We start from the raw sequence: 17,080 nt of genomic DNA on the forward strand, positions 1-17,080 counted from the left end.
TCAGTCTCGCTCGGCGAACAGAGCCTTGACGAAAGGCTCCGCTTCGAAGGTGCGCAGGTCGTCGATGCCTTCGCCGACACCGATGAAGCGGATCGGCAACTTGAACTGCTTGGCCAGGGCGAAGATCACCCCGCCCTTGGCGGTGCCATCGAGCTTGGTCAGGGCCAGGCCGGTCAATTCGACACTCTGGTTGAAGTACTTGGCCTGGCTGATGGCGTTCTGCCCGGTACCGGCGTCGAGCACCAGCAGCACCTCGTGCGGCGCCTCGGCGTCGAGCTTGCCGATGACCCGGCGCACCTTCTTCAGCTCCTCCATCAGGTTGTCCTTGGTGTGCAGGCGGCCGGCGGTGTCGGCGATCAGCACATCCACACCGCGGGCCTTGGCGGCCTGCACGGCGTCGAAAATGACCGATGCGGAGTCGGCACCGGTGTGCTGGGCGATGACCGGAATCTGGTTACGCTCACCCCACACCTGCAACTGCTCGACCGCTGCGGCGCGGAAGGTATCGCCGGCGGCCAGCATCACCTTCTTGCCTTCCTGTTGCAGTTTTTTCGCCAGTTTGCCGATGGTGGTGGTCTTGCCGGCGCCGTTCACGCCTACCACCAGGATCACGTAGGGCTTGTTCTGCGCCTGCACTTTCAGTGGCTGCTCGACCGGACGCAGCAATGCCGCCAGCTCTTCCTGCAGCGACTTGTACAGGGCGTCGGCATCGGCCAGTTGCTTGCGGGCGACTTTCTGGGTCAGGTTCTGGACGATGGTCGACGTGGCTTCCACGCCCACGTCGGCGGTCAGCAGGCGCGTTTCGATCTCGTCGAGCAAGTCGTCGTCGATGACTTTCTTGCCCAGGAACAGGCTGGCCATCCCCTCGCCAATGGAGGCACTGGTCTTCGACAGGCCCTGCTTGAGGCGGGCAAAGAAGCCAGGCTTGGCCTGTTCGGCCGGCGCTGCCGCTGGCTCTGGCGCGACCTCGACGGCTGTGGCAGCCACGGCCGGCGGGGCAACCACCTCAGGTGCAGGGCGCTCGGGGATCGCCGGTGGCGCCTTGGGTTCCAGGTCCGGCACCAGCGCTACCGGCTCTTCGGCCACCGGCAGTACCAGGTTGCTGACCGGCGCAGGCTCGGTACGGGCGACGTCCACCACAGCCGCTGGCACCGGCGCAGGGGCAACGGGTTGCGGCGCGGGCGCTACCGGCGGCGGGGAAACCAGCGGCTCGGGTTCAGCGGCCGGCGACGGCTGCACAGCGACCGGCGCCGGCGCTTCGGCTGCCGGGGCAGGCGCGGGCGCCTCAGGCTGCGGCGCTTCAGCAGCGGGGGCCTCGACCGGAGCGGCTACAGGTTGCTCGACAGCGGGGGCTTCACTGGCGGGAACGCCAGCGTCCACAGGTTGTTGCGGCTTCTTGCGAAACCAGCTGAACAGGCCTTTCTTTTCACCAGCCTCGGCCGGCGCTTTCTTGTCGTCGTTGGAACCAAACATGGAAGACGGCTATCTCAGGGTAGCGATGCGCCAGCTACGGCGGATCGGGAATTCTCTCTACGCAGAACAGACTATCTTGAAGCCGGCTGGTTCATGCGCAATGTTTTGTCTTAGTGTCCTGTGGGCCAGAACGGCGACAGGCATGGTCGCCAGGCAACCGGATCAGTATCCTAGCACCTCCTGGCCCGTCGACGCTAAACCCAGCGGGCCGCCGAACAGGTTAAACACCGTATGAATGCTCTAGCCCGCCGCGCCGCTGGCCTGTTGCTCGGCACGCTCTGCCTGCCGCTCGCGGCCTTCGCCGCCGATGTGCAACCCACCCACGAATTCATCCTCGACAACGGCCTCAAGGTCGTGGTGCGCGAAGACCACCGCGCCCCGGTGGTGGTCTCGCAGATCTGGTACAAGGTCGGTTCCAGCTACGAAACCCCGGGCCAGACCGGCCTGTCGCACGCCCTGGAGCACATGATGTTCAAGGGGAGCGCCAAGCTCGGCCCCGGCGAAGCTTCACGCGTGCTGCGCGACCTGGGCGCCGAAGAGAACGCCTTCACCAGCGACGACTACACCGCCTACTACCAGGTGCTGGCGCGTGACCGCCTGCCCGTAGCCCTGGAACTGGAGGCCGACCGCCTGGCCAGCCTGCGCCTGCCAGCCGACGAATTCAGCAAGGAAATCGAGGTCATCAAGGAAGAGCGCCGCCTGCGTACCGACGATCAGCCCACTGCAAAGGCCTTCGAGCTGTTCCGCGCCATGGCCTACCCTGCCAGCGGCTACCATACCCCGACCATCGGCTGGATGGCCGACCTGGAGCGCATGAAGGTCGAGGAACTGCGCCACTGGTACGAGTCCTGGTATGCCCCCAACAATGCCACGCTGGTAGTGGTCGGCGATGTCACCCCCGACGAGGTCAAAGGCCTGGCCCAGAAGTACTTCGGCAGCATTCCGAAGCGCACCGTGCCACCGGCCAAGCTGCCACTTGAGCTCGCAGAACCCGGCCAGCGCCAGCTGACCCTGCACGTGCGCACGCAACTGCCAAGCCTGATCTACGGGTTCAACGTGCCCGGCCTGGCCACGACCAAGGACCCCCGCACCGTACACGCCCTGCGCCTGATCTCGGCGCTGCTCGACGGCGGCTACAGCGCCCGCATGCCGGCGCGCCTGGAGCGTGGCCAGGAGCTGGTTGCCGGTGCTTCGTCCAGCTACAACGCCTTTACCCGTGGCGACAGCCTGTTCCTTATTTCGGCCACGCCGAACGTTCAGAAGCAGAAAACCCTGGCCGACGTCGAGAAGGGCGTGTGGCAACTGCTCGACGAACTGAAGACCACCCCGCCCAGCGCCGAAGAACTGGAGCGCGTTCGCGCCCAGGTTATCGCCGGCCTGGTCTATGACCGCGACTCCATCAGCAGCCAGGCCACCACCATCGGCCAACTGGAAACCGTCGGCCTGTCCTGGAAGCTGATCGACAGCGAACTGGACGAGCTCAAGCGCGTTACCCCGCAGGACATCCAGAACGCCGCGCGCACCTATTTCACCCGCGAACGCCTGAGCGTTGCCCATGTACTGCCCGAGGAGTCCGCTCATGAGTGATCGTCGCGCACCACGCCCAACCCTGTTGGCCACCGGTATCCGCGCCCTGGCGCTGGCAGCGGTGCTGGCTGCCCCGGCCCTGGCCGACAACGCCGCCAAAGCCGACAACACCGCGGCCCGGCCGGCCAACACCCTGCAGTCGCTGGCCGAGCTGGACGGCAAGGCGCCGAGCCGGCGCCAGCTGAACATCCAGCACTGGAACACCGCCGAAGGGGCACGGGTGCTGTTCGTCGAGGCGCGCGAGCTGCCGATGTTCGACCTGCGCGTAACCTTTGCCGCCGGCAGCAGCCAGGACGGCGGCACGCCAGGCCTGGCTGCATTGACCAACGCCATGCTCAACGAAGGCGTGGCCGGCAAGGACGTGACCGCCATCGCCGAAGGCTTCGAGAGCCTGGGTGCAGACTTTGGCAACGGCTCCTACCGTGACATGGCCGTGGCCTCGCTGCGCAGCCTCAGCGCCAAGGACAAGCGCGAGCCGGCGCTCAAGCTGTTCACCGAGGTCGCCGGCAAGCCGAGCTTCCCTGAAGACGCGCTCAAGCGCATCAAGAACCAGATGCTGGCCGGCTTCGAGTACGAGAAGCAGAACCCTGGCAAAATCGCTGGCAAAGCGCTGTTCACCAACCTCTATGGCGACCACCCCTACGCCCACCCCAGCGATGGCACTGCCGAAAGCATCAACGGCATCGGCCTGGCCCAACTGCGCGCCTTCCATGCCAAGGCCTACACCGGTGGCAACGCCGTGATCGCCCTGGTCGGCGACCTCAGCCGCACCGAAGCCGAAGCCATCGCCGCCCAGGTGTCCGCCGGGCTACCCAAAGGCCCGGCGCTGCCCGCGCCGGCGCAGCCGGCCGAAGCCAAGCCCGGCCTGACCCACATCGATTTCCCGTCCAAGCAGACCCACCTGATGCTGGCCGAGCTTGGCATCGACCGCCAGGACCCGGACTGGCCTGCACTGTCGCTGGGTAACCAGATCCTCGGCGGCGGTGCTTTCGGTACCCGGCTGATGAGCGAAGTGCGGGAAAAACGCGGCCTGACGTACGGCGTTTACTCGGTATTCAGCCCGATGCAGGTGCGCGGCCCGTTCATGATCAACCTGCAAACCCGTGCCGAACTCAGCGAGGGCACGCTCAAGCTGGTGCAGGGCATTCTCGCCGATTACCTCAAGACCGGCCCCACCCAGCAGGAGCTGGACGATGCCAAGCGCGAACTGGCCGGCAGCTTCCCGTTGTCCAATGCCAGCAATGCCAGCATCGTCGGCCAGCTGGGCGCCATCGGCTTCTACAACTTGCCGCTGACCTGGCTGGAGGACTTCATGCAGCAGTCCCAGGCCCTCACTGTCGAGCAGGTCAAGGCCGCCATGAACAAACACCTGTCAGCCGATAAACTGGTGATCGTCACCGTTGGCCCGAAAGTGCCACAGAAACCGCTGCCAGCACCCACTGACAAGCCCTCCGAGCAGCCGCTCGGGGTACCGGAGCACTAATGCCAAGATCCACCCCTCCCGCCCGCCCGCAAACCGGGCAAAGCAAGGGCCAGGGCCACCTGCGCATCATCGCCGGCGAGTGGCGCAGCCGTCGCCTGGCGGTGCCGGATGGTGAAGGCCTGCGGCCAACGCCCGACCGTGTGCGCGAAACTGTCTTCAACTGGCTGGCGCCCTACATCGAGGGCGCTCGGGTACTGGACGCCTTCACCGGCAGTGGCGCCCTCGTGCTCGAAGCCCTGTCCCGCGGCGCCGAAGACGCCGTGGCACTGGACAGCAACCCGGCGGCCATCGCCAACCTGAAAAACAACCTGGAAATCCTCCGCTGCCCGCGCGGGCAAATCCTGCAAACCGATGCCCTGCGCTACTTGCAGCACCCGGCCAAGCAGCAGTTCGACGTGGTGTTCCTCGACCCGCCATTCCACCAGGACCTGCTGGCCAACACCTGCAACCTGCTGGAGCAGCACCAGTGGCTCAGCGAGCAAGCCTGGGTCTACACCGAGAGCGAAGCCGCGCCGTCGGCCCTGCAACTGCCCGGCAACTGGCGCCTGCATCGCGAGAAAAAAACCGGCCAGGTGTATTACGCGCTGTGGCAGCGGGGCTAACTATGTAGCGCTGCCTAGGGTGCCATTTCGCTGAAGCTGTTGCGGTTCACACAACCGGAGCACTTCAGCGATGACTTCACCTGCGCCCGTCACCCTCGACCAGGTCTCGGCAGGACTGGCATCTGTGGCTTCAGCCGCCCCCTTGCCACTGCAGCACTTCACCCTGAACAACGGTTTGTCCGTCTACCTGCGGCCAGACCACACCAGCCAGCTGGCCGCCGTGCAACTCTGGTATCACGTGGGTTCCAGCCATGAGCCCGCGGGCCACAGCAACCTGTCCCACCTCCTGGAACACCTGATTTTCGAAGGCAGCAGCAAACTTGCCGCCGGCCAATACTCGCGAGTGATCGCCCGCCTGGGCGGCAACGCCAATGCCAGCACCCATGAAGAGGCGACGGCGTATGAGATAACGCTGCCGGTCGCTCGCCTGTCAGTCGCGTTGGAGATCATGGCCGATGCCATGAACAGCGCGACCTTCGGCCAGGCAGAACTGGACCGGGAAAAGAAAGCCGTCGAGGACGAAAGGCGCCTCAAGTTCGACAACCACCCAGACCAACAGGCGTACGACCTTCACCTGGCGCTGGCCCATGGCGGCAATGCCTACGGGCAACCGAGCTTCGGTTCCCAGGCCGACCTTGCCGATATAGGACTGGAAACGCTGCGAACCTGGTATGCAACCTGGTACCGGCCCAACAACGCCACGCTGGTGGTGGTTGGCGGCATCGACCTGGCAACCCTGCGCACCCAGGTAGAGCAGTACTTCGCCAGCCTGCCGAGCGCGCCAGTGCCGAAGCGCCCCGCACCACGGCAAGACCAGCCGTTGCAGGCGCGCACGCAAACCGTGAGCCTGCCCGGGTTACGCGAAGGGCTGTTCATGTCGTTCAACGTTCCGAGCAGGGCTACCGCAGCGGATGCAGCCACCGCCCCTGCCCTCGAGTTGATCCGCGAGGTGCTGGCCGAGGGGTTCAGCGCCAGGCTCTACAGTGACCTGGTGCGCGACAAACGCCTGCTCACCGGCATCAGCATTACCTATCAGCCCTTGTTGCAGGGTGACACGCTGCTGACCCTGTCAGCGTACGTGAACAGCATGAACAGCACGCCAGAACAGGCTGCACACGCTGTTTGCCAGCACCTCGAAGCACTGCGCAACACTGCGGTGCCCACTGCTGAGCTTGAACGCGCGAAATTGCGCATGCTTGCCCGCCGCCTGTTCACTGACAGCCAGGTGGCCCAAGCCGAGCGAATCGGCGAGGCCGCCGCTGCCGGCATCGCCGTCGCGGCCGTGGACCAAGACATCCAGATCATCCGCGACCTCGACAGCCAACAGGTGCAGCAAGTGGCACTTGCCTACCTGGGGCGCGAACGGTTGACCACCAGCTACCTTCAGCCAGGAGCGACAGCATGATCCAGGTACCCTCCCCGCCCCCCTTACCGCTGACGTGCAACGGCCCGGCTGACGACACCGCCTTGGCGGCCATGGCCAACCTGCACTCGGCACAGGGTATCGACCTTGGCCACATTCCAGACCTGCAGGCCCACCCTGAGCACTGGCGAACGGCAGAAGGCACCCGCGTCAGCTTCCTCGCACGCCATGACCGGCCCATGTTCGACCTGGCATTACGCTTTCGCGCAGGCAGCGTACTCGACGGCGCCCACCCTGGGCTTGCGGCACTTGTGCTGTACAGCCTCGACCAAGGCACCGGGCAACTCGACGCCACGCGGTTCGCCGAGGATATGGCCGGTTTCGGCGCCATCCTGGGCAGGAGGATCAGCGACGACAGCGCCCTTGTCACCCTGCGCGCCCTGAGCCTGCCGGCACTGCGCGACAGCGCGATGCAACTGCTGACCGAGATGCTGGCCCGCCCGGCATTGCGCGCGGGCGATGTGGCCAAAATCGGCGAACGGCTCGTATTCAGCCAGGCCAGGTATGGCAACCATCCGCTGCTGCGGATTACCAAGGCGGCCACCGCGCATATCTTCAGCGGCCACCCCTACGCGGCCACCCTGACAGCGCAGACTATCGCCAGCATTGGCGATGACCAGATCCGGGCGTTCCACCAACAGGCGTATTCGGCCAACAACCTCGACATCGGCCTGGTGGGCAACCTGGCCCGCGAGGAAGCACGGCAGCTTGTCGACGACCTGGTCCGGGCCCTGCCGCAAGGCTGGGCGGCGCAACGCACGCCATCGGTTCCCGACTACCAGGCATTGGACCTGAATCTCGCTACGGCCAGCAGTACCACCCAGGCAACGCTCACCCTTGCAACGAACGTATCGGCCCAGGATCCGGTGTTCCCGGCCCTGTATCTGCTCAACGCAATCCTGGGCAGTAGCTACGAGTCGCGCCTTACCCAGGAATTGCGCACCCTGCGCAACCTCACCTACGCCATCTCCTGCGACCTGAGGCCGCTGGATGCCGCCAGCCAGTTGCAGATCCACTGGGATATCGCCCCCCAGTACCGGGATGCCTCTGGCGCGCTGGTGTCGGCGATTCTGGCATGCCTGCGTGAACACGGCCCCAGCCAGGCCGAATGCGACATGGCGGTGAACCAGATCGCCGGTAAACTGCACGACAGCCTGGCAGACCGCGCGAGAATGGCCCAGGCCTTGGCCACCTACAGCCACCAAGGCTTGGCGCCAGACCACCTGGGCACCTTCCTCGGTAAACTGTCGGCGCTTACGCCTGCCAATCTGCGTGAAGCGGCGCAAGTCTGGTTGCAGGCCCCACAGGTATTCGTCACCAGCGGCCCGGTTACCGAGCAATTGCCATTACCCAAACCGACCGCGCTCGACCAATAGCGCAGGTACAAAGGCGCTGTTTCGTGGCACTCTAGGCCGGCACATCACGAGTCGCCCAGCATGCCTAGCTTCAGCGCCCCTTTCCGTCCGGCCATCGGCCTGTCCAACCCGCATCTGCAAACATTGTGGGGCCCCCTGTGGCGCAAGCTGCCAGCGCTTGCGCGCAACCGGGAGCGCCTGTGGCTGGCTGATGGCGACTTCATCGACCTGGACTGGCATGGCCCGCACCAGCCGCAGGCGCCGCTGGTACTGGTGTTGCACGGGCTGACCGGTTCCTCTGACTCACCCTATGTGAAGGGCTTGCAGCAAACCCTGCAAGCGCGGGGCTGGGCCAGCGTGGCGGTGAACTGGCGCGGCTGCTCGGGCGAACCCAACCTGTTGCCCCGAAGCTATCACTCCGGCGCCAGCGAAGACCTGGCGGAAATCATCGGCCACCTGCGCGCCCAGCGCCCACTGGCACCGCTGTATGCGGTGGGTTATTCGCTGGGCGGCAATGTGTTGTTGAAATACCTGGGTGAAAGCGGCGTCGCCAGCCAGCTGGAGGCTGCGGTAGCGGTCTCGGTACCGTTTCGTCTGGACCACTGCGCAGACCGCATCGGCCAGGGATTTTCCAAGGTGTACCAGGCGCACTTCATGCGCGAAATGCTGGCGTATGTACAACTCAAGCAGCGGCACTTCCATGCCCAGGGCCAGCATGACCGGTTGGCCGAACTCGACCGCCTGGGCCAGCTGAGTAACTTGCGCACGTTCTGGGAGTTCGACGGCAAGGTCACGGCACCCTTGAACGGTTTTCGCGATGTACACGACTACTATCGCCGCTCGTCGAGCCACTTCTTTCTTGGCCAGAACCGCACGCCAACGCTGATCATTCAGTCCAGTGACGACCCGTTCGTGTCCAGCCACAGCTTGCCAACCGCGCGGGAACTGGCCCCCCAGACCCGTTTCGAGCTGCACCGCCGCGGCGGCCATGTGGGCTTTGTCGATGGCAGCCTGCGCAGGCCCGGGTACTACCTGGAACGGCGGATTCCGCAGTGGCTGGTGGAGGGCCAGTAACATCCCTCCATGCCCTGCTCCCGGAAGACGTACCTATTCGCCGGTGGCCACCCCATGCTCCGGATCAGTGATCCACTCACTCCACGACCCGGCATACAGCTTGCCCAACGGGTAGCCTGCCAGCGCCAGTGCAAACAGGTTGTGACATGCCGTCACCCCCGAACCGCAGTAAGACACCACGTGCTCCGGTGCCCGCCCGGCCAGCTTTTCGGCAAAGCGCTGCCTGAGCTGATCGGCCGGCAAAAAGCGCCCGTCAGGCCCCAGGTTGTCAGTAAACGCCGCGCACTGCGCGCCGGGGATATGCCCTGCCACCGGGTCGATGGGCTCCACCTCGCCGCGAAAACGCGGCAACGCCCGCGCATCGATCAGGGTCAGGTCTGCATTGCCCAGGCGCTTGGCCAGGTGGTCGGCATCGATCAGCAGCGCGGGGTCTGGCTTGCCGCTGAACGTGCCTTGGCGCTTGGGTGCAGGGTCCAGGCTCAGAGGCAGGTGCGCTGCATGCCAGGCCTTCAGGCCACCGTCGAGGATCGCCACGCCGCTGCGCTTGCCCAACCAGACCAGCAGCCACCAGGCACGGGCAGCAAAGGCGCCGGGGCCGTCGTCGTACAGCACCACTTCGCTGTCGTTGTCCACACCCCACTCACGCAAGCGCTCGACCAGCCGCTGCGCATCGGGCAACGGGTGGCGCCCGGTACGCCCCTTGCTCACCGGCCCGCTGAGATCGCGGTCCAGGTCGGCAAAATGCGCACCGGCTATGTGCCCTTGCGCATAGCTGCGTTGGCCATAGTCGACATCTTCAAGGGCAAAGCGGCAGTCGAGGATCACCGATTTGGGCGAGCCCAGACGCTCGGCCAATTGTTGCGGGGTGATCAATTGCGCAAGGGGCATGACAATCTCCTGATCAATGGCATAAAGCAATGACACTGGCGCCCCGGGCTACAGCTCCAGGGCCTGGTTGAACGGTACCTGAAATTCCTGGCACAGCGCGTCCACCGCGTGGCGGGCACTGTCGGTGACGAAACCCAGCTCCAGCACCAGTACCTGGTAGACGCCGCGCATGAAGGCTTCTTCACCCAGGTGCGCGGAGTGCTCGCGGGTGGTGCTGAGAAAACGTACCCACGAGGTCAGCACGATCCAGGCGTTGATGGTCAGCGATTCGATCTGCGCCGGCGCCATGGCCAGGATGCCTGCCTCGACGAAGCCGCGATAGATCGCCTGGCCCTGGCGCAGGCAGCGCTCGGAGAAGCGCCGGTAGCGGGCGGCCAGTTCGGCATCGCTGTCCAGCTAATGCTCCAGGTCGCGGTGCAGGAAGCGGTAGTTCCACATCGCCGCCAATAGCGCCTTGAGGTAGAACCGCTTGTCCTCCACGGTCGCCGCACGCCCCTGCGGCGGGCGCAGGAAACTGTCCACCAGCTCTTCGTACTGGCTGAACAACACCGCGATGATCGCCTGCTTGTTAGGGAAGTGGTAATACAGGTTGCCGGGCGAAATTTCCATGTGTGCGGCAATGTGGTTGGTACTGACGCATCTCTCGCCCTGCTGGTTGAACAGCTCCAGGCTGTTCTGCACGATGCGCTCTCGGGTCTTCATGCGCGGGGCCATGCTCAAGCTCCCAGTCTGCAGGCGTTGATAAAGGTTCATCTTACGGCGATTCACCCGGCTGATACACCGGTCTCTGCAAGGGTAATACTCGCGCCAACGCAGAAATTAGAGTATAGACTCTAGAAACTTCAAGCTCAGCCAGGAGACCGCCGTGACCTCGCCCATCGCCTTGCCTGCCGTGCATGCCGACCACGCCCTGGAGGCGACATTCAGCGCCCAGCGCCAGGCGTTCGACGGCAACCCTCTGCCGCCGGCAACACAACGGCGGCAGTGGCTGAAAAGCTTGCGCGAGGCCCTGCTGGCCAACCAGCAGCAGCTGATCGCAGCAATCGATGCCGACTTCAGCGGGCGCAGCGCCGATGAAACGTTGCTGGCCGAGCTTCTGCCCTCGGTGCAGGGCATACGCCATGCCGAGCGCCACCTGCAACGCTGGATGCGCCCTTCCAGGCGGGCCGTGGGGCTGGCATTCCAGCCGGCCAGCGCGCGGGTGCTTTACCAGCCGCTAGGCGTCGTCGGCATCATCGTGCCGTGGAATTACCCGCTGTTTCTCGCCATCGGCCCGCTCACCTGTGCCCTGGCCGCTGGCAACCGGGTCATGCTCAAGCTCAGCGAGGCTACCCCGGCTACTGGCCAGGCCTTGCAGGCCCTGCTGCAACAGGTGTTTCCCGAGGACCTGGTCAGTGTGGTGCTTGGCGAGATCGAGGTCGGCCAGGCGTTCGCTCGCCTGCCGTTCGATCACTTGCTGTTCACCGGGGCCACCAGCATAGGCCGCCAGGTCATGCTGGCGGCCGCGCAAAACCTGACGCCGGTGACCCTGGAGTTGGGCGGCAAATCCCCGGCCATCGTGTCGGCCAGCGTACCGCTGGAAACAGCCGCCGAGCGCATCGCCTTCGGCAAGACGCTCAACGCCGGCCAGACCTGCGTCGCCCCCGACTACGTGCTGGTGCCGCGCGAGCGCCTGAATGCTTTCGCCGATGCCTACGGCACCGCCGTGCGGCGCATGTACCCTCGCATTGCCGACAACCCTGACTACAGCGCCATCATCAACCCCCGGCAACTGGCACGCCTTGAGCACCTGCTGCAGGACGCGCGCGGCAAAGGTGCGCAGGTGACCGACCTGTACGCCCACGAGACACGCCAAGGGCGGCGCCTGCCGCCACACGTGCTGACCAAGGTGAACGACACCATGCAGGTCATGCAGGACGAAATATTCGGCCCGCTGCTGCCGCTGGTGCCCTACGACACGCTCGATGACGCGCTGGCCTACATCAACCAGCGCCCGCGGCCCTTGGCGCTGTACTACTTCGGCTACGACCGTGGCGAACAGCAACAGGTGTTGCAGCACAGCCATTCCGGCGGGGTATGCCTGAACGACACCTTGCTGCATGTGGCTCAGGACGACCTGCCGTTCGGTGGCATAGGCCCCTCGGGCATGGGGCACTACCACGGCCACGAAGGCTTCCTGACCTTCAGCAAGGCCAAGGCGGTACTGGCCAAGCAACGCTTCAACGCCGCACGGCTGATTTACCCGCCTTACGGCAAAGCCCTGCAGCGCCTGGTCTACAAGTTGTTCATCCGCTGAGGCCCGGGCCATGCACCGTCGTGACCTGCTGCGTTTCAGCGTTGCCGCGAGCACCTTCCTGGCCGGTGCCAGCCTGGTGGGCTGCAGCGCACAAACGGCCGCGCCGGGGTTTCAGGCGCTGCGCCACGATGACCTGCCACTGCTGCGCGCGCTGATACCGGTGGTGCTCAGCGGCACGCTGGCCACCGATACGCTGGTACTGCGCAGCCTCGATTACAAGCTGGCAGCGCTGTCGCCGGAGATGCTCAAACTTACCCGGCAATTGTTCGACGTGCTCAGCCTGCCGCTGACCCGCGGCCCACTGACCGGCATCTGGGGGGCCTGGGCCCAGGCCGCGCCCGCCCAGGTCGAGGCTTTCCTGCAGCGCTGGCAGGGCAGCTCGCTGAACCTGCTGCGCATGGGGCATGCCTCACTGCTGCAACTGCTGCAAATGGCCTGGTACGAGCGCCCCGAGTCCTGGGCCACCTGCGGCTACCCCGGCCCACCGAAAATCTGAACACGACAAGAGCATCGCCAATGCCTGTGCCTGACCCGTTTCGCCAAGGCCTCGACCGCGGCTGGATCACCCACGACGCCTCACGCCTGGAACATGACCTGCAACTGCACGCCGACATCGTCGTGATCGGCAGCGGTGCCGGCGGCGCCACCAGCGCACAGCGGCTCAGCGCCGCGGGCTTCAAGGTCTTGCTGATCGAAGAAGGCCCGTTGAAGACCAGCAGCGACTTCAAGCTGCTGGAGCACGAAGCCTATGCCAGCCTCTATCAGGAGGGCCTGGGGCGCATGAGCAAGGATGGCGCCATTACCATCCTGCAAGGCCGCGCCGTAGGCGGCACCACGCTGGTGAACTGGACGTCGAGTTTTCGCACCCCGCCGCAGACCCTGGCGCACTGGGCCTCGGCCCATGGCGTACAAGGGCTCGGCGAAGATGAGCTGCGCCCTTGGTTCGAGCGCATGGAACTGGAGCTGGGTATCACACCCTGGGCCATGCCACCGAATGCCAACAACGACGTGCTGCGCCGTGGCTGCGAACAACTGGGTTATCGCTGGGCAGTCATCCCGCGCAACGTGCGCGGCTGCTGGAACCTGGGTTACTGCGGCATGGGTTGCCCGGTGAATGCCAAGCAATCGATGCTGGTGACGCGCATTCCCGCCACCCTCGAACAGGGCGGCGAGCTGCTTTACCTGGCCCGGGCCGAGCGCTTCAGCCACAACGGCGAGCGCATCCAACACCTGACCTGCCAGGCCCTGGATACGCAAGGCATCCACCCGACAGGTCGGCAAGTGACAGTACACGCGCGCCATTACATCCTGGCAGGCGGCGGCATCAACAGCCCGGCCCTGCTGCTGCGCTCCAATGCCCCCGACCCGCATGGCCGCTTGGGCAAACGCACCTTCCTGCACCTGGTCAACTTCAGCGCCGCACGCTTCAACGAGCGCATCGACCCCTACTACGGCGCGCCGCAGTCGATCTACAGCGACCATTTCCAGTGGCAGCACGGCACGGAGGGGCCGGTGGGCTACAAGCTCGAAGTACCGCCGCTGCACCCGGCCCTGGCCAGCACCCTGCTGGGTGGCCATGGCCAGGACAATGCCCGGCGCATGGCCGAACTACCCAATACCCATGTCATGCTGGCCTTGCTGCGCGACGGGTTTCACCCGCAAAGCCAGGGCGGGAGCGTTGAACTGCGCGGCGACGGCTCCCCCGTGCTCGATTATCCGGTCACCGACTACCTGCGTGACGGCTTGCGGCGCGCCTACCGCAGCATGGCGCAGGTCCAGTTCGCCGCCGGCGCGGCCGAGGTAACCCCGGTGCACAGCGATGCCAGCGCCGCTGCCAGCCTGGAACAGGCCTTGGCCATGATCGACCGCCTACCGTTGGAGCCTTTCCGTACGCGCCTGGGCAGCGCCCATGTGATGGGTGGTTGCGCCATGGGCGAAGACCCGCGCCAGGCGGTGTGCGACAGCCTAGGCCGCCATCACCAGCTGGAAAACCTGTCGGTTCACGACGGCTCGCTGTTCCCCACCAGCATCGGCGCCAACCCGCAACTGTCGGTGTATGCCATCAGCGCCAGGCTCAGCGAAGCGTTGGCTAGCCGCCTGGCACACAACGCATGACAACGAATACACGCCCTGTCTATAGTGCCATCAGCCGGCCGCATGACTTGGCCGGGGCGCCGTCGCTGCGCTACCATCCGACTCCCCAACGCACTCCAGCCAGGATGACGCGATGAACCGAGTGTTGTACCCGGGTACTTTCGACCCCATTACCAAAGGCCACGGCGACCTGGTCGAGCGCGCTTCGCGCCTGTTCGACCACGTGATCATCGCAGTGGCGGCCAGCCCGAAGAAAAACCCGCTGTTCCCGCTGGAGCAACGTGTCGCGCTCGCCCGTGAGGTCACCAAGCACCTGCCCAATGTCGAAGTCATCGGCTTCTCTTCGCTGCTGGCGCATTTCGCCAAGGAACAGGGCGCCAATGTGTTGCTGCGCGGCCTGCGTGCGGTTTCCGACTTCGAATACGAGTTCCAGTTGGCGAACATGAACCGGCAACTGGCACCCGATGTGGAGAGCCTGTTCCTGACGCCGTCAGAGCGCTATTCGTTCATTTCCTCGACCCTGGTCCGGGAAATCGCCGCATTGGGCGGTGATATCAGCAAATTCGTCCACCCTGCGGTGGCCGAGGCACTGACCGAGCGTTTCAAGAAGCAAGCCTGACCGCCTGATTGTCGCGCCCGCGTGCACTGCGGGCGCGAATGCGGCACAATTGTGCCCATTGCGTTGAACATGCCCGGGCGCTGAGCCCCGGCCGGAGTCCCCATGTCCCTGATCATTACCGACGATTGCATCAATTGCGACGTCTGCGAACCCGAGTGCCCGAACGAGGCCATCTCCCAAGGCGAAGAGATCTACGTGATCGACCCCAACCTGTGCACCCAGTGCGTGGGTCATTACGACGAGCCGCAGTGCCAGCAGGTCTGCCCGGTCGATTGCATCCCGCTGGATGAGGCGCACCCGGAAACCGAAGAGCAATTGATGGCCAAGTACCGGCGTATTACCGGCAAGGCCTGAACCCCCAGCCCTGCGCGGTTTCTGTAGGAGCGGCCTTGCGTCGCGATGGGCCGCACAGCGGCCCCGGCGGTTTCCGCGCTAAAGCCGAAGTTTCTGTGCAGACGCTGAAATTTTGAGGGCGCTTCGCACCCCATCGCGACACAAGGCCGCTCCTACAGAACGGTAATCACCTGTAGCCTCAGCGCTGGCAGCGTGGGCAGAACACGCTCGCACGCTGCCCCAGCTTCACTTCGCGCAGCTCCGTACCGCATACCTTGCACGGCTGCCCGGCCCGCCCGTACACGAACAGGGTCTGCTGGAAGTACCCCGGCTGCCCGTCACCGCCGATGAAATCGCGCAAGGTGGTACCGCCCTGCTCGATCGCCGCCGCCAGTACCCGCTTGATCTCGATCGCCAGCTTCAGGTAACGCGCCCGGGAAATCCCCCCTGCCGCACGGCGTGGATCGATGCCGGCAGCGAATAGCGCCTCGCTGGCGTAGATGTTGCCCACCCCCACCACCACCGCGTTATCCATGATGAACGGCTTGACCGCCATCGAGCGCCCACGGGACAGCTGGAACAGCCGCTCGCCGTCGAACAGGTCGGTCAGCGGCTCCGGCCCCAGGCGCAGCAGCAGCTCGTGGCGCAACGGGTCCTGGCTCCAGAGCATGGCACCAAAACGGCGAGGGTCTGTGTAGCGCAGCATCAGCCCCGACTCCAGCTCGATATCGACATGCTCATGCTTGGCCGCCGGCAAGCCCTGCTCGACCAGGCGCAAGTTGCCCGACATGCCCAGGTGGCTGATCAAGGTGCCGACTTCGGCATTGATCAGCAGGTACTTGGCGCGCCGTTCGACAGTGACGATGCGCTGCCCCGACAGGCGCACGTCGAGGTCTTCGGGAATGGGCCAGCGCAAGCGCCGATCACGCACCACTACGCGGCTGACGCGCTGGCCTTCCAGGTGCGGCGCAATACCGCGCCGGGTGGTTTCTACTTCGGGTAATTCCGGCATGTGTCAGTGCCCGCCCAACTCACGAATGTTCTGCTTGAGGTTTTCGAAATCGTAATCCGACAGGCCAATGTAATCGAGCACCAGCGGGCCGACCACACGCCATTCGTGGTCGACTGCCTGGTTGCCCAGCACTCGGTAGGAGGCACAGATATGCTCGGCCATCTTCAGCACCGCCAGCAGGTTTTTCAGCTGGCTCTGGGTGTTGCGCGCGGTGTCGTCGCGGAACACTGCCAGGGCATTGTGGTGGTTGGCGATGGCGGCAGTGAGGTGCTCCGGCAGGCGCCAGGACTTGGCGGTGAAGTAGCCGACCACCGAATGGTTGGTATTGAAGGCGCGGTTTTCGGTATCCACCACCCGCGTTTCGCCGCCGGCCTTGGCATAGGCTTCTTCCAGCACCTCCATGTAGTTGGGGAAGCGCTTTAGCATCAACGGCACGCCACAGTCGTGGAACAGGCCCAGGGTGTAGGCCTCGTCCGCGGCCTGGATACCGGTGCGCTTGGCCAGGGTCAGGCAGGTCATCGCCACGTCCTGGGCGGTATCCCAGAAGCGGTTGAGGGTAACGATGGTCTCGTCGCTCATCTCGCCTTTGATCGACTGGGCATTGATCAGGTTGATGATCGAACGGCTGCCCAGCAGGTTCACCGCACGCTGGATCGAACCGATCTTGTTGGACAGGCCAAAATGCGGCGAATTGACCAGCTTGAGCAAGGCGCCGGACAGGCCTGGGTCCTGGGAAATCAACTTGGCGATGGTTTCCAGGTCCGGGTCAGGCATGTACTGCTCGAACTGCAGGTCAACCATGATCTGCGGTTGCGGCGGGATGGTGATGCCTTGCAAGGCT

Annotated in this window: 15 protein-coding genes and 1 pseudogene; 11 read left to right on the forward strand and 5 right to left on the reverse strand. The window is 65.0% G+C overall.

Features of this window, described 5'->3' with window-relative positions:
* Nucleotides 1–1,473, reverse strand: coding sequence for a signal recognition particle-docking protein FtsY (gene ftsY, locus AACG97_RS26525; protein ID WP_029886167.1), 1,473 nt, complete (start codon nucleotides 1,471–1,473; stop codon nucleotides 1–3).
* 231 nt (nucleotides 1,474–1,704) lie between these two features.
* Between ftsY and AACG97_RS26530 the strand changes: the two genes are divergently transcribed.
* From AACG97_RS26530 to AACG97_RS26555, 6 genes are all read left to right on the forward strand, one after another.
* Entirely contained in the window at nucleotides 1,705–3,060 is a 1,356-nt protein-coding gene (locus AACG97_RS26530; RefSeq protein WP_197885706.1) for a M16 family metallopeptidase, read from the forward strand.
* Nucleotides 3,053–4,543: a M16 family metallopeptidase gene (locus AACG97_RS26535; protein WP_029886169.1), complete on the forward strand. Its 1,491-nt coding sequence runs from the start codon at nucleotides 3,053–3,055 to the stop codon at nucleotides 4,541–4,543. The genes AACG97_RS26530 and AACG97_RS26535 overlap by 8 nt, the downstream gene beginning before the upstream one ends.
* Nucleotides 4,543–5,145 carry a 16S rRNA (guanine(966)-N(2))-methyltransferase RsmD gene (rsmD, locus tag AACG97_RS26540; RefSeq protein WP_047149610.1) on the forward strand — a complete coding sequence of 201 codons (603 nt, stop codon included), beginning with the start codon at nucleotides 4,543–4,545 and terminating at the stop codon, nucleotides 5,143–5,145. The genes AACG97_RS26535 and rsmD overlap by 1 nt, the downstream gene beginning before the upstream one ends.
* Nucleotides 5,146–5,215: 70 nt before the next feature.
* Nucleotides 5,216–6,550: a M16 family metallopeptidase gene (locus AACG97_RS26545; protein ID WP_197885705.1), complete on the forward strand. Its 1,335-nt coding sequence runs from the start codon at nucleotides 5,216–5,218 to the stop codon at nucleotides 6,548–6,550.
* Nucleotides 6,547–7,944: a M16 family metallopeptidase gene (locus AACG97_RS26550; protein ID WP_197885704.1), complete on the forward strand. Its 1,398-nt coding sequence runs from the start codon at nucleotides 6,547–6,549 to the stop codon at nucleotides 7,942–7,944. The genes AACG97_RS26545 and AACG97_RS26550 overlap by 4 nt, the downstream gene beginning before the upstream one ends.
* A 60-nt stretch (nucleotides 7,945–8,004) precedes the next feature.
* On the forward strand, nucleotides 8,005–8,997 hold the full coding sequence (locus AACG97_RS26555) for a hydrolase (RefSeq protein ID WP_009683352.1): 993 nt from the start codon (nucleotides 8,005–8,007) through the stop codon (nucleotides 8,995–8,997).
* A 33-nt stretch (nucleotides 8,998–9,030) separates the two neighbouring features.
* On the opposite strand, the gene AACG97_RS26560 is transcribed toward AACG97_RS26555, so the two are convergent.
* Together AACG97_RS26560 and AACG97_RS26565 are read right to left on the reverse strand one after the other, a co-directional pair.
* Nucleotides 9,031–9,885, reverse strand: a complete 855-nt coding sequence (locus tag AACG97_RS26560; protein ID WP_064314825.1) for a sulfurtransferase — start codon at nucleotides 9,883–9,885, stop codon at nucleotides 9,031–9,033.
* 48 nt (nucleotides 9,886–9,933) lie between these two features.
* Nucleotides 9,934–10,599 (reverse strand): annotated as a pseudogene (locus AACG97_RS26565) (TetR/AcrR family transcriptional regulator).
* Between the two features lie 151 nt (nucleotides 10,600–10,750).
* Between AACG97_RS26565 and AACG97_RS26570 the strand changes: the two are divergent.
* The 5 genes from AACG97_RS26570 to AACG97_RS26590 all read left to right on the forward strand — a co-directional run bounded on the left by AACG97_RS26570 (nucleotide 10,751) and on the right by AACG97_RS26590 (nucleotide 15,248).
* Nucleotides 10,751–12,181, forward strand: a complete 1,431-nt coding sequence (locus AACG97_RS26570; RefSeq protein ID WP_144189473.1) for a coniferyl aldehyde dehydrogenase — start codon at nucleotides 10,751–10,753, stop codon at nucleotides 12,179–12,181.
* Between the two features lie 10 nt (nucleotides 12,182–12,191).
* Nucleotides 12,192–12,677, forward strand: coding sequence for a hypothetical protein (locus AACG97_RS26575; protein WP_009683356.1), 486 nt, complete (start codon nucleotides 12,192–12,194; stop codon nucleotides 12,675–12,677).
* A 20-nt stretch (nucleotides 12,678–12,697) separates the two neighbouring features.
* The gene (locus AACG97_RS26580; protein ID WP_009683357.1) at nucleotides 12,698–14,296 is read left to right on the forward strand and encodes a GMC family oxidoreductase; all 1,599 of its coding nucleotides are present in this window, start codon (nucleotides 12,698–12,700) and stop codon (nucleotides 14,294–14,296) included.
* A 112-nt stretch (nucleotides 14,297–14,408) separates the two neighbouring features.
* Nucleotides 14,409–14,894 (forward strand): pantetheine-phosphate adenylyltransferase, encoded by a 486-nt coding sequence (coaD, locus tag AACG97_RS26585; RefSeq protein WP_009683358.1) that lies wholly within the window; start codon nucleotides 14,409–14,411, stop codon nucleotides 14,892–14,894.
* Between the two features lie 102 nt (nucleotides 14,895–14,996).
* Nucleotides 14,997–15,248: a YfhL family 4Fe-4S dicluster ferredoxin gene (locus tag AACG97_RS26590; RefSeq protein WP_009683359.1), complete on the forward strand. Its 252-nt coding sequence runs from the start codon at nucleotides 14,997–14,999 to the stop codon at nucleotides 15,246–15,248.
* Between the two features lie 178 nt (nucleotides 15,249–15,426).
* Here AACG97_RS26590 and mutM read toward each other — a convergent pair whose 3' ends face one another.
* Together mutM and AACG97_RS26600 are read right to left on the reverse strand one after the other, a co-directional pair.
* Nucleotides 15,427–16,239 (reverse strand): bifunctional DNA-formamidopyrimidine glycosylase/DNA-(apurinic or apyrimidinic site) lyase, encoded by an 813-nt coding sequence (gene mutM, locus AACG97_RS26595; protein WP_009683360.1) that lies wholly within the window; start codon nucleotides 16,237–16,239, stop codon nucleotides 15,427–15,429.
* 3 nt (nucleotides 16,240–16,242) lie between these two features.
* Nucleotides 16,243–17,061, reverse strand: coding sequence for an HDOD domain-containing protein (locus AACG97_RS26600; RefSeq protein ID WP_175442610.1), 819 nt, complete (start codon nucleotides 17,059–17,061; stop codon nucleotides 16,243–16,245).
* Nucleotides 17,062–17,080 lie beyond the last annotated feature (19 nt).

It is taken from the genome of Pseudomonas sp. Nvir, assembly GCF_963778085.1.
GTDB classification, from domain to species: Bacteria; Pseudomonadota; Gammaproteobacteria; order Pseudomonadales; family Pseudomonadaceae; genus Aquipseudomonas; species Aquipseudomonas juntendi.